Origin of the sequence: Falsirhodobacter deserti (assembly GCF_004015795.1) — a bacterium.
GTDB classification, from domain to species: Bacteria; Pseudomonadota; Alphaproteobacteria; order Rhodobacterales; family Rhodobacteraceae; genus Falsirhodobacter; species Falsirhodobacter deserti.
The window spans coordinates 68,719-82,727 of sequence record NZ_ML137221.1 but is presented as its reverse complement, the minus strand read 5'-3'; the positions used below and the strand labels follow the sequence as shown (position 1 = coordinate 82,727).

The following is a 14,009-nucleotide window of genomic DNA, read 5'->3' as shown; positions in this document are numbered from 1 at the left end:
ATGGATTATTCTGCATATAAATCGCCATGTTTGGTGAACCGTTATGCAGGAATGGCCATATGAACTGGGATGACGCCCGCGTATTCCTTGCGGCCGCCCGTGAGGGCCAAATGCTTGGGGCAGCTCGACGCCTTGCTGTAAGCCAAGCGATGCTGAGCCGCCGTGTCGCCGCGTTGGAGGAGGCGACGGGCACGCGCCTGTTGCACCGGTCCACCCGCGGCTGCACCCTGACCACCGAAGGCCGTATCCTTTTCGAAACCGCGGAACGGATGGAGGCAGAGATGCTGGCCGCGCTGGCTGAAGTGCAGGGCCGCAGTGGGGTTTCCGGCACCATCCGCATCGGCGCGCCTGACGGCTTCGGGAGCGCGTTCCTCGCGCCCCGCCTGCAGCAGATCATACAGGCCTATCCTGATCTGCACTTGCAACTGGTTCCGGTTCCCCGCAGTTTTTCTTTGTCACAGCGCGAGGCAGATGTTGCCGTGATGATCGGCCAGCCTGCCAAGGGCCGACTTCGTACGCGGCGGCTGACGGATTATACGCTCGGCCTCTACGCCAGCCGCTCGTATATTTCGAGACGTGGCATGCCCCAGACCCCCGATGACCTGCGCACCCATCAACTGGTCGGGTATGTTGAAGATCTGATCTATACCGCGGAACTGACTTACGCCCGCGAGATCCTGCCCGATTGGCGCTCCGCGGTCGAGGTGGCGACTGCGGTCGGGCAACTTGCAGCCGTGCGCGCGGGCGCAGGTATTGCGGTGCTGCATGACTTTATGGCGGCCGACTGCGCCGAACTGGTACCCGTGCTGCCGCACCTGCACATGACGCGCACATACTGGACCGCATGGCATGAAACCCTGCGCGGTGCGCGCGGCGTGCAGGCGGTGTTGACGTCGCTCACCACGATGGTGCGCGATGAAGGGAACTTGTTCATACGCCCCCGCACTCAGGACAGTCGGTAGCTTGCAGAAACAGCACCGGTCAGTAGGATGCCTTGGCACCACTTTGCCGAGTCATCGTCACATCCTGTCTCAGCAAGTTTTCCAACATGCCGGCGTGCGATCAACCTGGGAAGTACACGTGTTTTCCTGACGAGTATCATGTGCATCGTCCCTCCAACATCCCGATGGCCCAATACGTCGCATCGCGCCGAAAAGAGCCCCGTCCGTCGCAGATGTCGTGATCGCCCCGCCGTATCAGGAACGGGATTCGTGCCATGGCCCATGCGACTTCCGGCGAAGCGTAGAAGGCGACATGGTGTAGTAAAAAACCGCTCTCGCAGATGATGCCGCAGGTCGGCCAGCGCTTCGGGTGAAGGCGTTTCGCCGGCATGTCCGGCCAACCTCCGGTCAGGCATGTCCATCCGCCACTTCGTCATGCGCAACCAAGGCTGCATCGCCGATCGGAGCCGAGGCTGTGAGAAAAACCTATGTTTAGGTCGCATCGCTATCGGCCGTAGTAGCCTTGCCCACGATCGCAATGTCCAACTGGAGGCGGACGGCGCCCGCATATGCCGGGGATGGCCCGGATCGATTGGCAGGAGGAGGGCAAGGCTCGCGCCGAGAAGGTCGCCCATCATTTGTCGCAGGGCCTAGCAGGACTGTCGGCTCAGGCGCTGCGGCCGAGGGAGATCGCCTCCATGGTGGCGGCAGGGCGGCGCATCGGCGGTTCGGCATCCGGGAAGAGGGTCAGTGTGTGTTCTGTGCTCGTACCGCCAGCCAGTGGAAGCGCAAGGGCCGGATGAAAGCCGATCTGGAAAGGCATGGGTCTTTCATCCTCATTTCGAAGGGTCGCCGCCACCTGCAGCATGCCTCTGGCGACGCGATACTTGACTGTCAGGCGAAAGGCGAAGCTGCGACGTGTTTCGGGGCTGTCCTGCAGTTCAAGCCTGAGGCAATCGACGTCGTGGTGACGGGGGTGAACAGTGCCTGACATGCAAAGCCGTGCGGTGGCATCGGATATGACCGGCCATCAACCGTCATCCTGCCGTCGATGCTGACGCCGATCACCGGAAACAGCAGCGCTGCCCGGAAGGATCACCATATCGGATCGCCTTGCCAGAGCGATTCATCATTACCGGTGCGGATGGACATCACCTTGGCTCCCAGCGGGGAACCGAAACGCTCAGCCCGCCGTCAGCGATATGAAGCGTTCTGCTGTCAGAAGGTGTGGTCATGGGCCTTCACCATGTCGGGCGTCACGCCGCGAAGGACTGCTGCTAGGGCGCGCGGCAGGTCGGAAAATGGGATAGCAGACATCAGAATCCTCCGGTCAGGAAGATGGTCTCGCCGGTCATGAAACTGCACGCATCCGAGGCAAGGAACAGCGCGGCCCCCACCATCTCCTCGGGGCGGCCGGCGCGACCCATCCAGTTCAGCGTGCGGGTATAGGCGTTCCATGCTTCAGGATCGGCATTGCGGCGGGCGGCATTGCGATCCGTGTCCACCAGCCCCGGCGCGAGCGTGTTCAGCAGGACGTTGTGGCGGGCATATTCGCGCGCCTGACTTTGTATGATGTTATGCTGGGCGGCCTTTGTTGCGGCATAGGCCGTCACCACCGCCTTCGGCCGCGCCTGATTGACCGAACCGATGGACACGACCCGCCCCCAGTTGCGCTGTGCCATCGCCGGAAGGGCCACCTGCAACATTCCAAGCGTACTACGCAGGTTTACCGCCAGTTGCAGGTCCAGATCACTTTCGGTCAGGTCGGCCAGTTCGGCATTTACCTGTGCGCTGGCATTTATGACGAGAATGTCGATGGGGGCCACAGCCCCGGCGCGCCGCATCAGGTCGGCTCCCGCATCGGGCAAAGCCAGGTCGCCAGATATCTGCATGGCCTGCCCGCCCGACGCAAGGATGCAGTCCCGCACTGCATCCGTATGTCGTGTGTCCACATCGTGCAGGACCACATGGGCCCCGGCGCCCGCCAGCCCCTTCGCGATGGCGGCGCCGATGCCTCTGCCGGACCCCGTGACAAGCGCTGTGCGGCCACGCAGGCCGAAGAGGCTCGCCGGTGTCATGCCGTGGTCTCCGAGAAAGCGGGCGGGCCGCCGATGTCGGGCGTGAAGGCGAAGATACCGCCCGACAACGGCGTTTCAGCCAATGTGGTGGCGGGCAGGCGCGTGCGGGCGCTGGTGACGAACAGCGTCCGCATATCGGCACCGCCGAAGGCGACACTAGTCGGGCGGGGAACGGGCAAGTCGACGACCCGATCCAGCCGCCCGTCCGGATCATAACGATGCAGGCACCACCCGTCCCAGATCGCACACCAGACGCCCCCCTCTGCATCAACAGTCAGGCCATCGGGACGTCCCGCATCCTGCTCCACGCGGGCGAAGACCCGCCGCTTGCCAAGGGCGCCGGTGGCGGAGTCGCAGTCATAGGCGTGGATGATGCCCGGCACCGTATCAACAAAATACAGCACCCGCCCATCGGCCCTCCACCCCAGTCCGTTGGCGACGGTAATTCCGCCTTCCTTCCGTTCTGTCTGCCCGTTTCGGTCCACACGGTAAAGGCCGCCGGTCGGCTTTGTCGCGTCGATCCGCATCGACCCGACCCAGATTGCACCATCCGGTCCCAGCTTGGCGTCGTTCAGGCGATTGCCGGTCAGCCCGCCTTCGGGGTTGGCGAAGGGAATCAGCGTACCGGTCGCAAAATCCAACCTTTCGATCCCGTCCTGCGAGGCGACGAACAGGCGGTCCCCCGCCGGAATGACGGCGCTGACCAGCTTTCCCGTCTCGCACGTGTCATTGCGGCCCGTCGCGGGGTCGAAGGCATGAACGGCGGGATGCAGGATATCCACCCAATACAGCCGGCCCTCGTGCCAGACGGGGCTTTCACCCAGTTGTGCCCCCCAGGGCAGCACGCATGACACCTGCGGCAGCGGATGGCCCTTCGCCATGCGGGGGCGGGGGCGCGAGGTGATGGCGATGGCCCCTTCGGCGCCGGTGATCCGGCGGGCAGCGGCGATCAGTTCGCGCCCTGCGGGGTGGATGCTGCCCTTGTCCAGGCGGGAGGAGGGGCCGAGCGCGACAAGTGCCCCGATCGGGCTGCCGTCACGTCCGATGATCGGCGCTGCGACCGAGTTCACGTCCGGCAGGTTTTCCTGAAACGACAGGGCATAGCCGCGCGCACGGGTCAGCGTCAGGTCGGCCAGCAGCGGTTCGGGCGCAGTTATGGTGGAAGGGGTGTGCCGGTCCAGAATGATCTGGTCCATCAGCGCCCGTCCAAGTGCGGGGTCCTGAAATGCCAGAAGTGCCTTGCCGCCGGCGGTGCAGTGAATTGGGACTCGTCGGCCCGTTTCTACGCGTACAGCAAGGCCGCTGCCGGACCGCTCGGCCAGATACTGCACCATCGCCCCGTCAAGTCGGCAAAGCGCGACCGTCTCGCCCAGTTCAGCGGCCAGACGCTCCAGCTCTGGCTGGGCGGCGGAAACGAGATCGAAGCTGTCCCAGACGGAATGCGACAGCTCCAGAAAGCGCCGCCCCAGCATATAGGTGCCGCTGGCGTCGTCCTGACGCACCAGCCCGAAAGCGATCAGGGTGCGCAGGATCCGTGCAAAGGTGGGCTTGGGCAGGCCGGATTCGCGCAGCAGGTCATTGAAGCGCAGCGGCTCCGGCGCATCGGCCACCGTGTTCAGCAGCGTCAGCCCCTTGGACAGCGCCGCTGTCCCGTCCGGCGTCTTCACATCAGCCCCCTCTGCCGCCGTGCGAGACAAGCCTCCTCCAGCATTCGGTCGATCGTCCATTCCGTCCTGAATCCCAATTTGTCGCGGATACGCGCATTCGAGGTTTCGTAATAGACGCCATCTCCGGGAAGATCGACCGTGACAAGCGGCAGCCCCGTTGCTTGTGACATGCGCGGCAGCAGATCGCCGAAATCCACGGGCATGTCCGCGCCAAGGTTGAAGGTTTGCCCTGCTGCGGCGGGGTGATCCAGCGCCAGCAGGATGCCCGCCACCATGTCGCGTGTGTCGGTGATGTGCATCCGATAGGGGCGGCCGGCTGCGTTGCGTGCCAGAACATGCGCGGGATGGCCGGGATCGGCGGCGCGCAGGGCCGCGACAGTCGCAGCATTGCCCAACGCTTCCTGTTGGCGGATGCGGGGGTGCAGGAAGAAGCGCGGCCCGGAAAACACGCTACGCTCGTCCAGAAGCTCCGTTGCGTCCTGCGTGTGGGAAAACCGCAGGATCACGGTCTCCAGCCCCGCGCGCTGATGGAATCGCACCAGCTCCTCGCCCAGCAACTTCGTCAGGCCATAGGGTGTTGTTGGCTGCAGAGGGTGAGCCTCGTCCACCGGCAGTGATTTCGGGCGGTTCTCGGGGTAAACCTCGCCCGAGGAGGCGAAGATGAAGCGACGGACATCCGTCACCGCTTCCAGCAGGTGGTGTGTGCCGTCCACGTTGGCGCGAAACATCCGGTCGATGTCCTGCGGTGCCCATGACATGAATGCACCCAGATGCAGCACCTCGGTCACGCGATCCATTGCGGCGATGACGGCTGATCGGTCCTCCAGCGCGCCGGCGATATCGGGCGCGTCCGCGTGCAGATCGAAGCCGCGCACCTCGCGCCCCTGAGCGCGCAACGCAGCCATGACGGCGCGCCCGATGCGGCCCGCCGATCCGGTCACGAGGATCACAGCGCCAACCCCGTCTGCGCGTCAAACAGGTGCAGATCGTCCGGATCATATCCCAGGACCAGTTCGCTGCCTGCCGCGATGGGACCGGAATGGGCAACGCGCGCGATCAGGCCCTTCGACCGCTCGCTGTCGCTTTCGGTGCGGTAGGGGGCGCCCGCGTCGAAATAGACGTATTTCTCGGAGCCGAGGCTTTCGACCAGCGTCGGACGCACCGAAAATTGCGCGCGGCCTTCGCCAATTCGCAAATGCTCCGGCCGCAGACCCACGATCACCGGGCCGTCACGTCCGGCCCTGCGGTCCACCTCGTGTCCCAGAACAGAAAGCCGCCCCCCCGACGCCATGCCGCGGACCATGTTCATGCCCGGCGATCCGATGAACCCGGCCACGAACAGGTTGGCGGGGCGCTGGAACAACTCCTCGGGGGGGGCGATCTGCTGGATTTCGCCGCCGCGCATGATGACCACGCGGTCTGCCATCGTCATCGCTTCCACCTGATCGTGGGTGACATAGACGGTGGTGGTTCCGATGCGCTGGTGCAGCGCGCCGATCTCGGCCCGCATATGGACGCGAAGCTTGGCGTCAAGGTTCGACAGTGGCTCGTCCATCAGGAAGGCGCGGGGCTGGCGGACGATGGCGCGGCCAAGGGCAACCCGCTGGCGCTGACCGCCCGACAAATCCTTGGGGCGGCGATCAAGATAGGGCCCGATCTCAAGCACCTGTGCCGCGTCATTGACGCGACGCGTGATCTCGGCACTATCCATGCCGCGCATCCTCAGTCCGAAGCCCACGTTCTGGCGCACCGTCAGATGCGGATAAAGCGCGTAGTTCTGAAACACCATCGCGATGTCGCGGTCGCCGGGGGCAAGGTCGGTGACGTCCTCTCCTCCGATCAGGATCTGCCCGCCCGACGCGGGTTCCAGGCCGGCAAGGATCTTCAGCATCGTCGATTTGCCGCATCCGGAAGGTCCGACGAGGACGACAAACTCCCCGTCCTCGATCTCCAGCGAGAAGGGCTTCAGTACGTTCAGCGCGCCGTAGGATTTTTCCACGTTGCGGATGGATATGTTGGCCATGTTATTTCTCCGCGCCTGCGGTCAGGCCGCCGACCAGATAACGTTCAAGAAAAAGGTAGATGACGATGATCGGGATCGCGACAAAGATCGCCGCCGCCGAGATGTCGTTCCAATAGGTGACGTATTCGCCCTGCATCGTGGTGATGCCAAGGTTGGCCGTCCAGTTGTCGGGGGCGTTCACAAGGAACGTCCGGGCATAGGCATAGTCGGCCCAGGACAGCACGAAGGCATAAAGCGCCGTCGCCGCCAGCCCCGGCGTGGCGATGGGCAGCACCACCCGCACCATTGCGCCGAGGGGGGAGCATCCGTCGACCATCGCGGCCTGTTCCAGTTCCTTGGGGATGGTGTCGAAATAGCCCTTCAGCATCCATGTCGCAAAGGGGATGATCAGTGTGGAATGGGCGATCACCAGCGTCCAAAGGCTGCCGATCATCCCGGCTTTGGCAAAGATGGAAAAGAGCGGGATGACAAGCAGCGTGGCGGGAAGCATCTTCGCGGTCAGAACGAACATGCCCATCGCTGCCCCCCCGCGCATCGAATAGCGCGACAGCGCATATCCTGCGCTGACCGATACCAGCATCGACAGCGCGACCGACCCCACCGCCGCGATCAGGGAGTTCGTCAGCCATTGCAGGATCGGCTTGGCCTCCCACACGCGGGCGAAGATGTCCCAGTGGGGGTCCACCGGCCAGAACTTCGGCGGCAGGGCATAGAGCTTGTCCGTTGTGGACAGCGCCGTGACCAGAAGCCAGTAGACGGGGAACAGGATCAGCCCCAGCGTCAGGATCACAACGGCATAGAGGATCAGGCTCTGCAATGGTGTGCGTGTCATCCTCGCCCCCTAATAGATGGATTTGGCACGGCGCCCCAGCATCAGGACGCTTGCGATGATGCAGATAACCAGCGTCACGATCCCCACCGCGGCGGCACGGCCATAGTTCTGGTACTGGAACGCCTGGTCATAAGTCATGATCGACAGGGTCTGCGTGCTCCGGAGCGGCCCCCCCTGCGTCAGAACCTTGATGATGGAAAAATCGCGGAACACCCACAGCGTGGTCAGCACCATCGTCACCCCCAGCACCGGCATCAGCAGGGGCACGGTGATCCAGCGAAAGCGTTGAAGGGCGCCGGCCCCGTCCACCTTTGCCGCGGCGTAATAGTCTGATGGAATTGATTGCAGCCCGGCCAGCACCATGATCGATACGAAGGGAAAGCCCTTCCAGACCATCGTGATCGCGACAGCCCAGAAGGCGGCGGCGGGGCTGCTCACCCACGGGATCATGTGGTCCGCGATGCCCAGCTTCACAGCCACCCAGCCGAACAACCCGAACGAGCTGTCGAACATCCATGCAAAGATGACCACGGCGATGATCTCTGGCACGGCCCAGGGCAAGGCCATGCCAAGGCGTGCCAATCTGCGGCCCCGGAACCTCTGGTTGACCAGAAGCGCCGTCGCCATGCCAACGACAAGGCAGCAGATGGATACCACGATCACCAGTTTCAGGGTGATCCAGCAGGCCATCCAGAACTCGGTCGACTGGAACAGCCACTCGTAATTATCCAGTGTGAACGGCTTGCGCGCTGTCCCGAGGCGCGGGATCTTCACCCTTTGCAAAGACAGGTCCAGCGCCAGCATCAGCGGCCACAGGATAATGAGCGCGACCATGATAACGGCTGGCGCGATAAGGATATAGCCCAGAATGTGCTGCCGGCTGGGCCGCGCCAGATCGAAGATCCTGCGCCGCCGACGTGTCGGAATGTGGGTCATCGCCCTGCCTTTCAGCCCTGAAGGTCCTCGGCCTTGGCCTGCATGGTCTTGACGACCTCGGCCGGGGCGAGACCCTGGATCAGCATCCGCTGCGTTTCTTCCATGATCATCTTGCTGAACTCGTTATAATAAAGGTCCAGCCCTGTCGGAATGCGGTCCACGCCCGCCTCGGCGGCCTCGGTCATGGTCTGCTGCAACAGCGGGAAATGCGGGATGGTCTCCTCCACGCCCGAAACGTCGGCGGTGGGGCTGGGGGGCGTATTGCCGCCAAGGGTTGCATAGGTGCGCTGAAACTCCGGCGACATGGTCAGGGTGATGAAATCCCAGACCAGCGCCTTTTCATCTTCCGGTATGTCCGCGGGCATCGCCAGCACATTTGACGATCCACCCACCGGCGGATGGAAGGGCGGGGCGGCATAAACGATGTCGTCCTTCGCTATTCCCCGCTCGGTTGTGCCGTACAGCCACGGGCCGTCCAGCTTCAGCGCCATCTTTCCGTCAGCGAACAGCTTACGAACCTCGCTGGCAGCCATGTCGATCGGCGTCAGCTTTTCGTCGATGACGGTTTTCCAGCGGGTAAGGCCCTCGATCATCTCGGGCGTGTCGATGGTCACGTTCCCTTCAGCGTCGGTCCAATAGGCGCCCGCATCCAGGATGTAGTTCAGCATCTCGGTCAGATACTGTCCCGCACCGCCACGCGTTTCGTGGCCGGTGCCGAACTGGTCCATGATCCCGTCGCCGTTCAGATCCTTGGTCGTGGCCCGCGCGACAGCAAGATAGCTGTCCCAGTCGGTCGGGGGTTCCAGTCCGGCCTCTGTCAGGATCTTCCGGTTATACGCCATGATGTACCCGAAGTAGTTCATCATGATGCAGACGGTTTCGCCGTTCATCTGGCAGGTTTTCTGGCCCGCCCATCCTGTCATGTCGATGCCGGACTTCTCGATCCACGGGTCCAGCGGTTCCAGCCAGCCGCTGTCACCGAACATCTGGAATTCGAATGACGCCAGATGCACGATCTGCGGCGGATCGCCCGCCGCGAACAGGGTGGTCATCGTATCGGCATAGGTGCTGCGATCGGCCTTCGTGAATTCGATCGTGACGCCGGGATGGGAGGCTTCGAACGCGTCGATGGCCGATTGCCACCATTCGCCCGTGCCACCGTCATCGGTTTGCCACGAAATGAATTTCAGCCTCGTATCCGCCTGCGCCGCGCCCGCCAGCAACAATGCGGACAGGGCCGCGCCTGCCATAAGTCTCCCGTATAGCCTTCTCATCGTGTCCTCCTCCCAAAAGACGTGATCAGATTGGTTGAAGCCGTCGCAGCGCCTCATCGGATGGGGCGACGCCAAGGCCGGGGCCGTCGGGCAGATGATACTGCCCTTCCCGGCAATCCATGTTCCCCTGCAGAAGCTGCCGGTTCGGCTCGAAGATCGAATGCTGGAACTCATGCCCCTTCAGCGTGGGTAAGGTAGAGGCTGCCTGAAGGCTGGCGGCAAGGAATATTCCCGCGCCCACCGTTGCATGGGGGATCACGTCGATCCCCTTGTCGGCGGCCAATGCCCCGATGCGGGTGACGTTGGTAATGCCCTTGTGGCCCATTTCGGGCTGCACGATGGCGATGCGGCAGCGATCGATCCGCATGCGCATGTCCCAGGGGGTGCGCCATTCCTCGCCCACGGCGATGGGAATGTCGGTGCGGTGGGTGACGGCCTCCAGTCCCGCGATATCCTCGGTATAGACGGGCGCTTCGGCGAACCAGGGATCGAAGGGAGCCATGGCGGCAATCAGCGCCAGGGCTTCGTCCGCCGTCTGGTTCCAGTGCATGTCGGCGGCGATTTTTGCAGCGGGGCCAAGTGCGCCGCGCAGGCTGTCCATCTCGGCCGCCGGACCGTCATCGGCGACGGGAGTGGCGAACTTGAAGGCGGAAAAGCCACGGTCCTGCCAGTGGCGGGCAAGATCCGCTCGAGCGGCCATCGTCTTTTCCGGCAGGCCGGAGACGTAGGCGGGAATCCTATCCGTGCCCCCGCCCAGAAGATCGCGCACCGACCGCCCCGCCTCATGTCCGGCGATGTCCCACAACGCGATGTCCAGCGCGGCAAGCGCATCGACATAGAACCCGCCGGTATAGCCGCGCACGCGCATCAGGTCATACAGGTCGTCATAGATCGCGGCAGGGTCCGTGGCCACGCGCCCGATCACGAAGCCCGCCAGCAGGTCATTGATGATGGCGGCCACCGCGCCGGGGGCGACGATGCCATAGGTTTCTCCCCAGCCGACGGTTCCGGCCTGCGTCGTCAGGCGGACCAGTACGCTGCGGTCGAAGGTGGGATAAACGGTGCGGTTGCGCTGCCTGACGATGTAGCCATTGGGATTCACCGCCTCTCCCGGGCGCAGCGCACCAAGGTAGGGGGTCTGGCGCGGCTGGGTCAGGGTGAACACTTCGACAGTGGCGACGGGGCTGGTCATGCGGCCTCCGTCATCAGGCCGAGGGCTGCCAGGTTGGCGTCGATATCGGCGATTGCCATGGCATCGGGTTCCGGCGTCGGTGCGCGGACGATGCTGTTTGCCAGAACACCGCGCCGCATCAGGACATGCTTGGTCAGGCGCATACGGTATACAGCCTGCAGCGCCAGCAGGGGCAGGGTGCGGACATAGATGTCGCGCGCGTCCTGCGTCCGCCCCTCTCGCCATGCGCGGTCAAGGGCTACATGCGCATCGACAATCTCCAGCGCCGGCATGGCGGCGGTTGCGCCACGGGCGTATTCGTCAAGAATATACCGTGCCCCGCCACCGCCGATCACACCCTTCAGCGAGGCAGGGGCATGGGCGAGGATGTGGCTGATCGCAGGACCCGCGGGCAGCGTCTCCTCCTTGACATAGGCGATGCGGGGCAGGGCGTGCAGGATCTGCACGATGGCTTGTGGCGACAGGTCCGATCCGCGCGGGGCAGGTGCATTCTGCAGGATGATCTCCAACCCGGGCAGCGCATCAAGGATGTGGCCAAGGAACGCAATCAGCCCGTCCGCAGCGGTACCGACGGATTTGGGCGGTTGCACCATAAGGTGGCGCACACCCAATGCGGCGGCAGTGCGCCCGTGCCGGACGACCTCCTCCCAATCAGGGGCGCTGGCACCGGCAATCACGGGTGCGCGACCATCTGCCGTGCGGATCACCACCTCCAGCAGGCGGGCCCGCTCGTCTTCAGACAGCATCTCCACCTCGCTGGCAAAGCCGGGAAATACAAGGCCGTCGACGCCTGCGTCCAAGGCGAACTGAACGAGCGCCGACAGCGCGTTCACATCCACCCCTCCGTCACTTTTGAATGGTGTCGGCAGGACGGGGCAAATGCCTCGCAGCTTATCGATCATTTTGCTACCCCTCCCAAGGTGCCACAATGCGATACTTCTGTCGCGCAAGTTGACACTACAACCCTGACGTGCTTATGACAAGACTTATCTGTCGAGGGAGGAGCGCAGATGACCGACAAGGCAATCGTGATCGACTGGGGCACCACATCGCTGAGAGCCACACTGGTAGGAGGCGACGGTGCGCGGCTTGATCAACTGGAAACCGCGCAAGGGATTTCGACGCTGAAAGCCGGAGAACATGAGGGTGTTCTGATGGCAGCATTATCTGGCTGGTTCACCGCGCACGGCCCTGTGCCTGTTGTGGCGATGGGAATGATCACCAGCCGCAACGGATGGGTGGAGGTGCCCTATGTTTCTTGCCCCGCAGGTGTCGCGGATCTTGCCCGGGGCACGATCCGGCGCAGCCTTTCGAACGGGGCCGAGATCGTGTTCCTTCCCGGCCTGACGGATCAGAAACTCGAGCCGTTTCCCGACGTGATGCGCGGAGAGGAGACGCAGATCGTTGGCCACGGTCTGGGAGAGGACGCAACCGTGATCTTGCCGGGCACCCACAGCAAATGGGCGCGCGTGGAGGGGCGGCGCATCATCAGGTTCCAGACCTTTATTACGGGCGAGATGTTCGCCTTGCTGATAAACCATTCGTTTGTGGCCCGTGGCGCGGCAACGCCCCCTGTGGATGATCCGCTGGCGTTCCGCCGCGGACTGGCCGACGCTGCCGCATCGGGTGCGATGTTGTCACTTTTGTTCGCCGCCCGAACTGGCGTGCTGGCCGGACGCCTTTCGGCGGAGGAGATTCGAAGCTACGTTTCCGGCCTTGTGATCGGGCAGGAATTTCGGCAGGCAAGGGAGGCAGGTTGGTTCTCCCCGGGCGATCACGCTGTCATTGTGGGGAATGACGGTCTGAACGCGCTGTATGCCATTGCGGCCGATGCATATCAACTGCACGCCACCACGCCTGAACGCGATGAAGCTGTCGAGGGTGCTCGCGCCATCCTTGAAGCGAGCCGGCAGGTTTATCGAGGAAACTGAGTCCCTTCAGTCCGGATACATCACGGAGCCGATGCCGGATCCGGACTGCCCCCGATCATGAACCGGCAGACCCGGATGTGGTCGTGCCTGTCAGTCAGGGCTTCACCCAGGACCCGCTTTCGCCGGCACGCAGCAGGGCCGAAAGCGCAGCGGCGTTGCCTACTGCGTCGTCGATGGGAGTAGCAAGGGCTTCGCCGCTTATCGCACGGACGAAGGCCTCGGCTTGCAACCTGTATTGATCGGCGGCTGGCACTGCTTCGACCCTGCGGCCTTCGCCATGGTGGCCCCTGCCGCTGTCGATAACAAGTTGCGCAGCGTGATCTGGAGGGCAGTTGAAGGGTATGTCGAAGATGATCCGCCCCCTTTGACCCAACAGCACCATGTCCTGGGCCCGCGCGGCCTGGGTTGATACGGTGAAGCTAAGCTGTCGTCCCTCCGGGAACGCGGCGAGGCCGCTGGTAAGTCGGTCGGTTTTAAAGCTCGGATCCCGGTCGATTACGGAGGCAACCCGTTCCGGCTCCGCATCGAAGAACCAGCGCGCAGCGTTCATCGCATAGCAGCCGATGTCCCAGACACCGCCGCCGCCTATCTCGGGCAGATTGCGGACGTTTGCTGGATCATTGTTGAAGTAGCTGAACAGGACATGGATCGCGCGAAGTTCGCCGATCTCACCCGAACGAACGATCTCACGGGCGCGAAGCCATTGCGGATGATAGCGGGTCATAAAAGCCTCGGCCACGACCAGGCCTGTTTCGGCCTGGGCCTTGACGATCTTCGCTGCGTCCTCAGCTGTCAGGGCCAATGGTTTTTCGCATAGGACATGCTTGCCGGCCGACAAGGCCTGCAGTGTCAGCGGCACGTGTAAATGATTGGGCAGCGGGTTGTAGACGGCGTCGATTGCGGGGTCTGCCAATAACGCCTCATAGCTGGCGTGGTGGCGCGATATGCCAAGCTTTTCTGCCGCCTGCGCCGCGCGGATACCATCCCGCGAGGCAATGGCGTCTACCCGGCAGCCCTTTGCAGCTTGTATAGCAGGAATGACGCGCGTCATGCCAATTTTCGCAGTGCTCAGGATGCCCCAGCGGATCATGACGCAACCTCAGGGACGCTGCAGGCAACTCGGGTCGAAGGTCGT

At 63.4% G+C, this 14,009-nt stretch carries 13 protein-coding genes; 2 read left to right on the top strand and 11 right to left on the bottom strand.

Annotated elements, in window-relative coordinates:
- Positions 1-59: 59 nt before the first annotated feature.
- Positions 60-962 carry a LysR family transcriptional regulator gene (locus JX25_RS13890; RefSeq protein WP_128255705.1) on the top strand — a complete coding sequence of 301 codons (903 nt, stop codon included), beginning with the start codon at positions 60-62 and terminating at the stop codon, positions 960-962.
- 646 nt (positions 963-1,608) lie between these two features.
- On the opposite strand, the gene JX25_RS15430 is transcribed toward JX25_RS13890, so the two are convergent.
- The 10 genes from JX25_RS15430 to JX25_RS13840 all read right to left on the bottom strand — a co-directional run bounded on the left by JX25_RS15430 (position 1,609) and on the right by JX25_RS13840 (position 11,845).
- Positions 1,609-1,935 carry an aldose epimerase family protein gene (locus tag JX25_RS15430; RefSeq protein ID WP_128255704.1) on the bottom strand — a complete coding sequence of 109 codons (327 nt, stop codon included), beginning with the start codon at positions 1,933-1,935 and terminating at the stop codon, positions 1,609-1,611.
- Positions 1,936-2,257: 322 nt separating this feature from the next.
- Entirely contained in the window at positions 2,258-3,019 is a 762-nt protein-coding gene (locus JX25_RS13880) for an SDR family NAD(P)-dependent oxidoreductase (protein WP_128255703.1), read from the bottom strand.
- Positions 3,016-4,716 (bottom strand): SMP-30/gluconolactonase/LRE family protein, encoded by a 1,701-nt coding sequence (locus JX25_RS13875; protein WP_241557986.1) that lies wholly within the window; start codon positions 4,714-4,716, stop codon positions 3,016-3,018. Before JX25_RS13875 ends, JX25_RS13880 begins: the two co-directional genes overlap by 4 nt.
- The gene (locus JX25_RS13870; protein WP_128255701.1) at positions 4,683-5,636 is read right to left on the bottom strand and encodes an NAD-dependent epimerase/dehydratase family protein; all 954 of its coding nucleotides are present in this window, start codon (positions 5,634-5,636) and stop codon (positions 4,683-4,685) included. The genes JX25_RS13875 and JX25_RS13870 overlap by 34 nt, the downstream gene beginning before the upstream one ends.
- Complete coding sequence (locus tag JX25_RS13865; protein ID WP_128255700.1) at positions 5,633-6,709, bottom strand: ABC transporter ATP-binding protein; 1,077 nt, start codon at positions 6,707-6,709, stop codon at positions 5,633-5,635. Before JX25_RS13865 ends, JX25_RS13870 begins: the two co-directional genes overlap by 4 nt.
- A gap of 1 nt (position 6,710) precedes the next feature.
- On the bottom strand, positions 6,711-7,541 hold the full coding sequence (locus JX25_RS13860) for a carbohydrate ABC transporter permease (RefSeq protein WP_128255699.1): 831 nt from the start codon (positions 7,539-7,541) through the stop codon (positions 6,711-6,713).
- 9 nt (positions 7,542-7,550) lie between these two features.
- Positions 7,551-8,477, bottom strand: a complete 927-nt coding sequence (locus JX25_RS13855; RefSeq protein ID WP_128255698.1) for a carbohydrate ABC transporter permease — start codon at positions 8,475-8,477, stop codon at positions 7,551-7,553.
- A gap of 11 nt (positions 8,478-8,488) precedes the next feature.
- Complete coding sequence (locus tag JX25_RS13850; RefSeq protein ID WP_241557985.1) at positions 8,489-9,727, bottom strand: ABC transporter substrate-binding protein; 1,239 nt, start codon at positions 9,725-9,727, stop codon at positions 8,489-8,491.
- A 49-nt stretch (positions 9,728-9,776) separates the two neighbouring features.
- Positions 9,777-10,943, bottom strand: a complete 1,167-nt coding sequence (locus JX25_RS13845; RefSeq protein WP_128255696.1) for a mandelate racemase/muconate lactonizing enzyme family protein — start codon at positions 10,941-10,943, stop codon at positions 9,777-9,779.
- Positions 10,940-11,845, bottom strand: a complete 906-nt coding sequence (locus tag JX25_RS13840; protein WP_128255695.1) for a dihydrodipicolinate synthase family protein — start codon at positions 11,843-11,845, stop codon at positions 10,940-10,942. Before JX25_RS13840 ends, JX25_RS13845 begins: the two co-directional genes overlap by 4 nt.
- Before the next feature lie 108 nt (positions 11,846-11,953).
- Here JX25_RS13840 and JX25_RS13835 point away from each other — a divergent pair, with 108 nt between their 5' ends.
- On the top strand, positions 11,954-12,874 hold the full coding sequence (locus JX25_RS13835; RefSeq protein ID WP_128255694.1) for a 2-dehydro-3-deoxygalactonokinase: 921 nt from the start codon (positions 11,954-11,956) through the stop codon (positions 12,872-12,874).
- Between the two features lie 94 nt (positions 12,875-12,968).
- Here the strand turns inward: JX25_RS13835 and JX25_RS13830 are convergent, their stop codons facing one another.
- On the bottom strand, positions 12,969-13,964 hold the full coding sequence (locus JX25_RS13830) for a Gfo/Idh/MocA family protein (RefSeq protein WP_128255693.1): 996 nt from the start codon (positions 13,962-13,964) through the stop codon (positions 12,969-12,971).
- Positions 13,965-14,009: the final 45 nt, after the last annotated feature.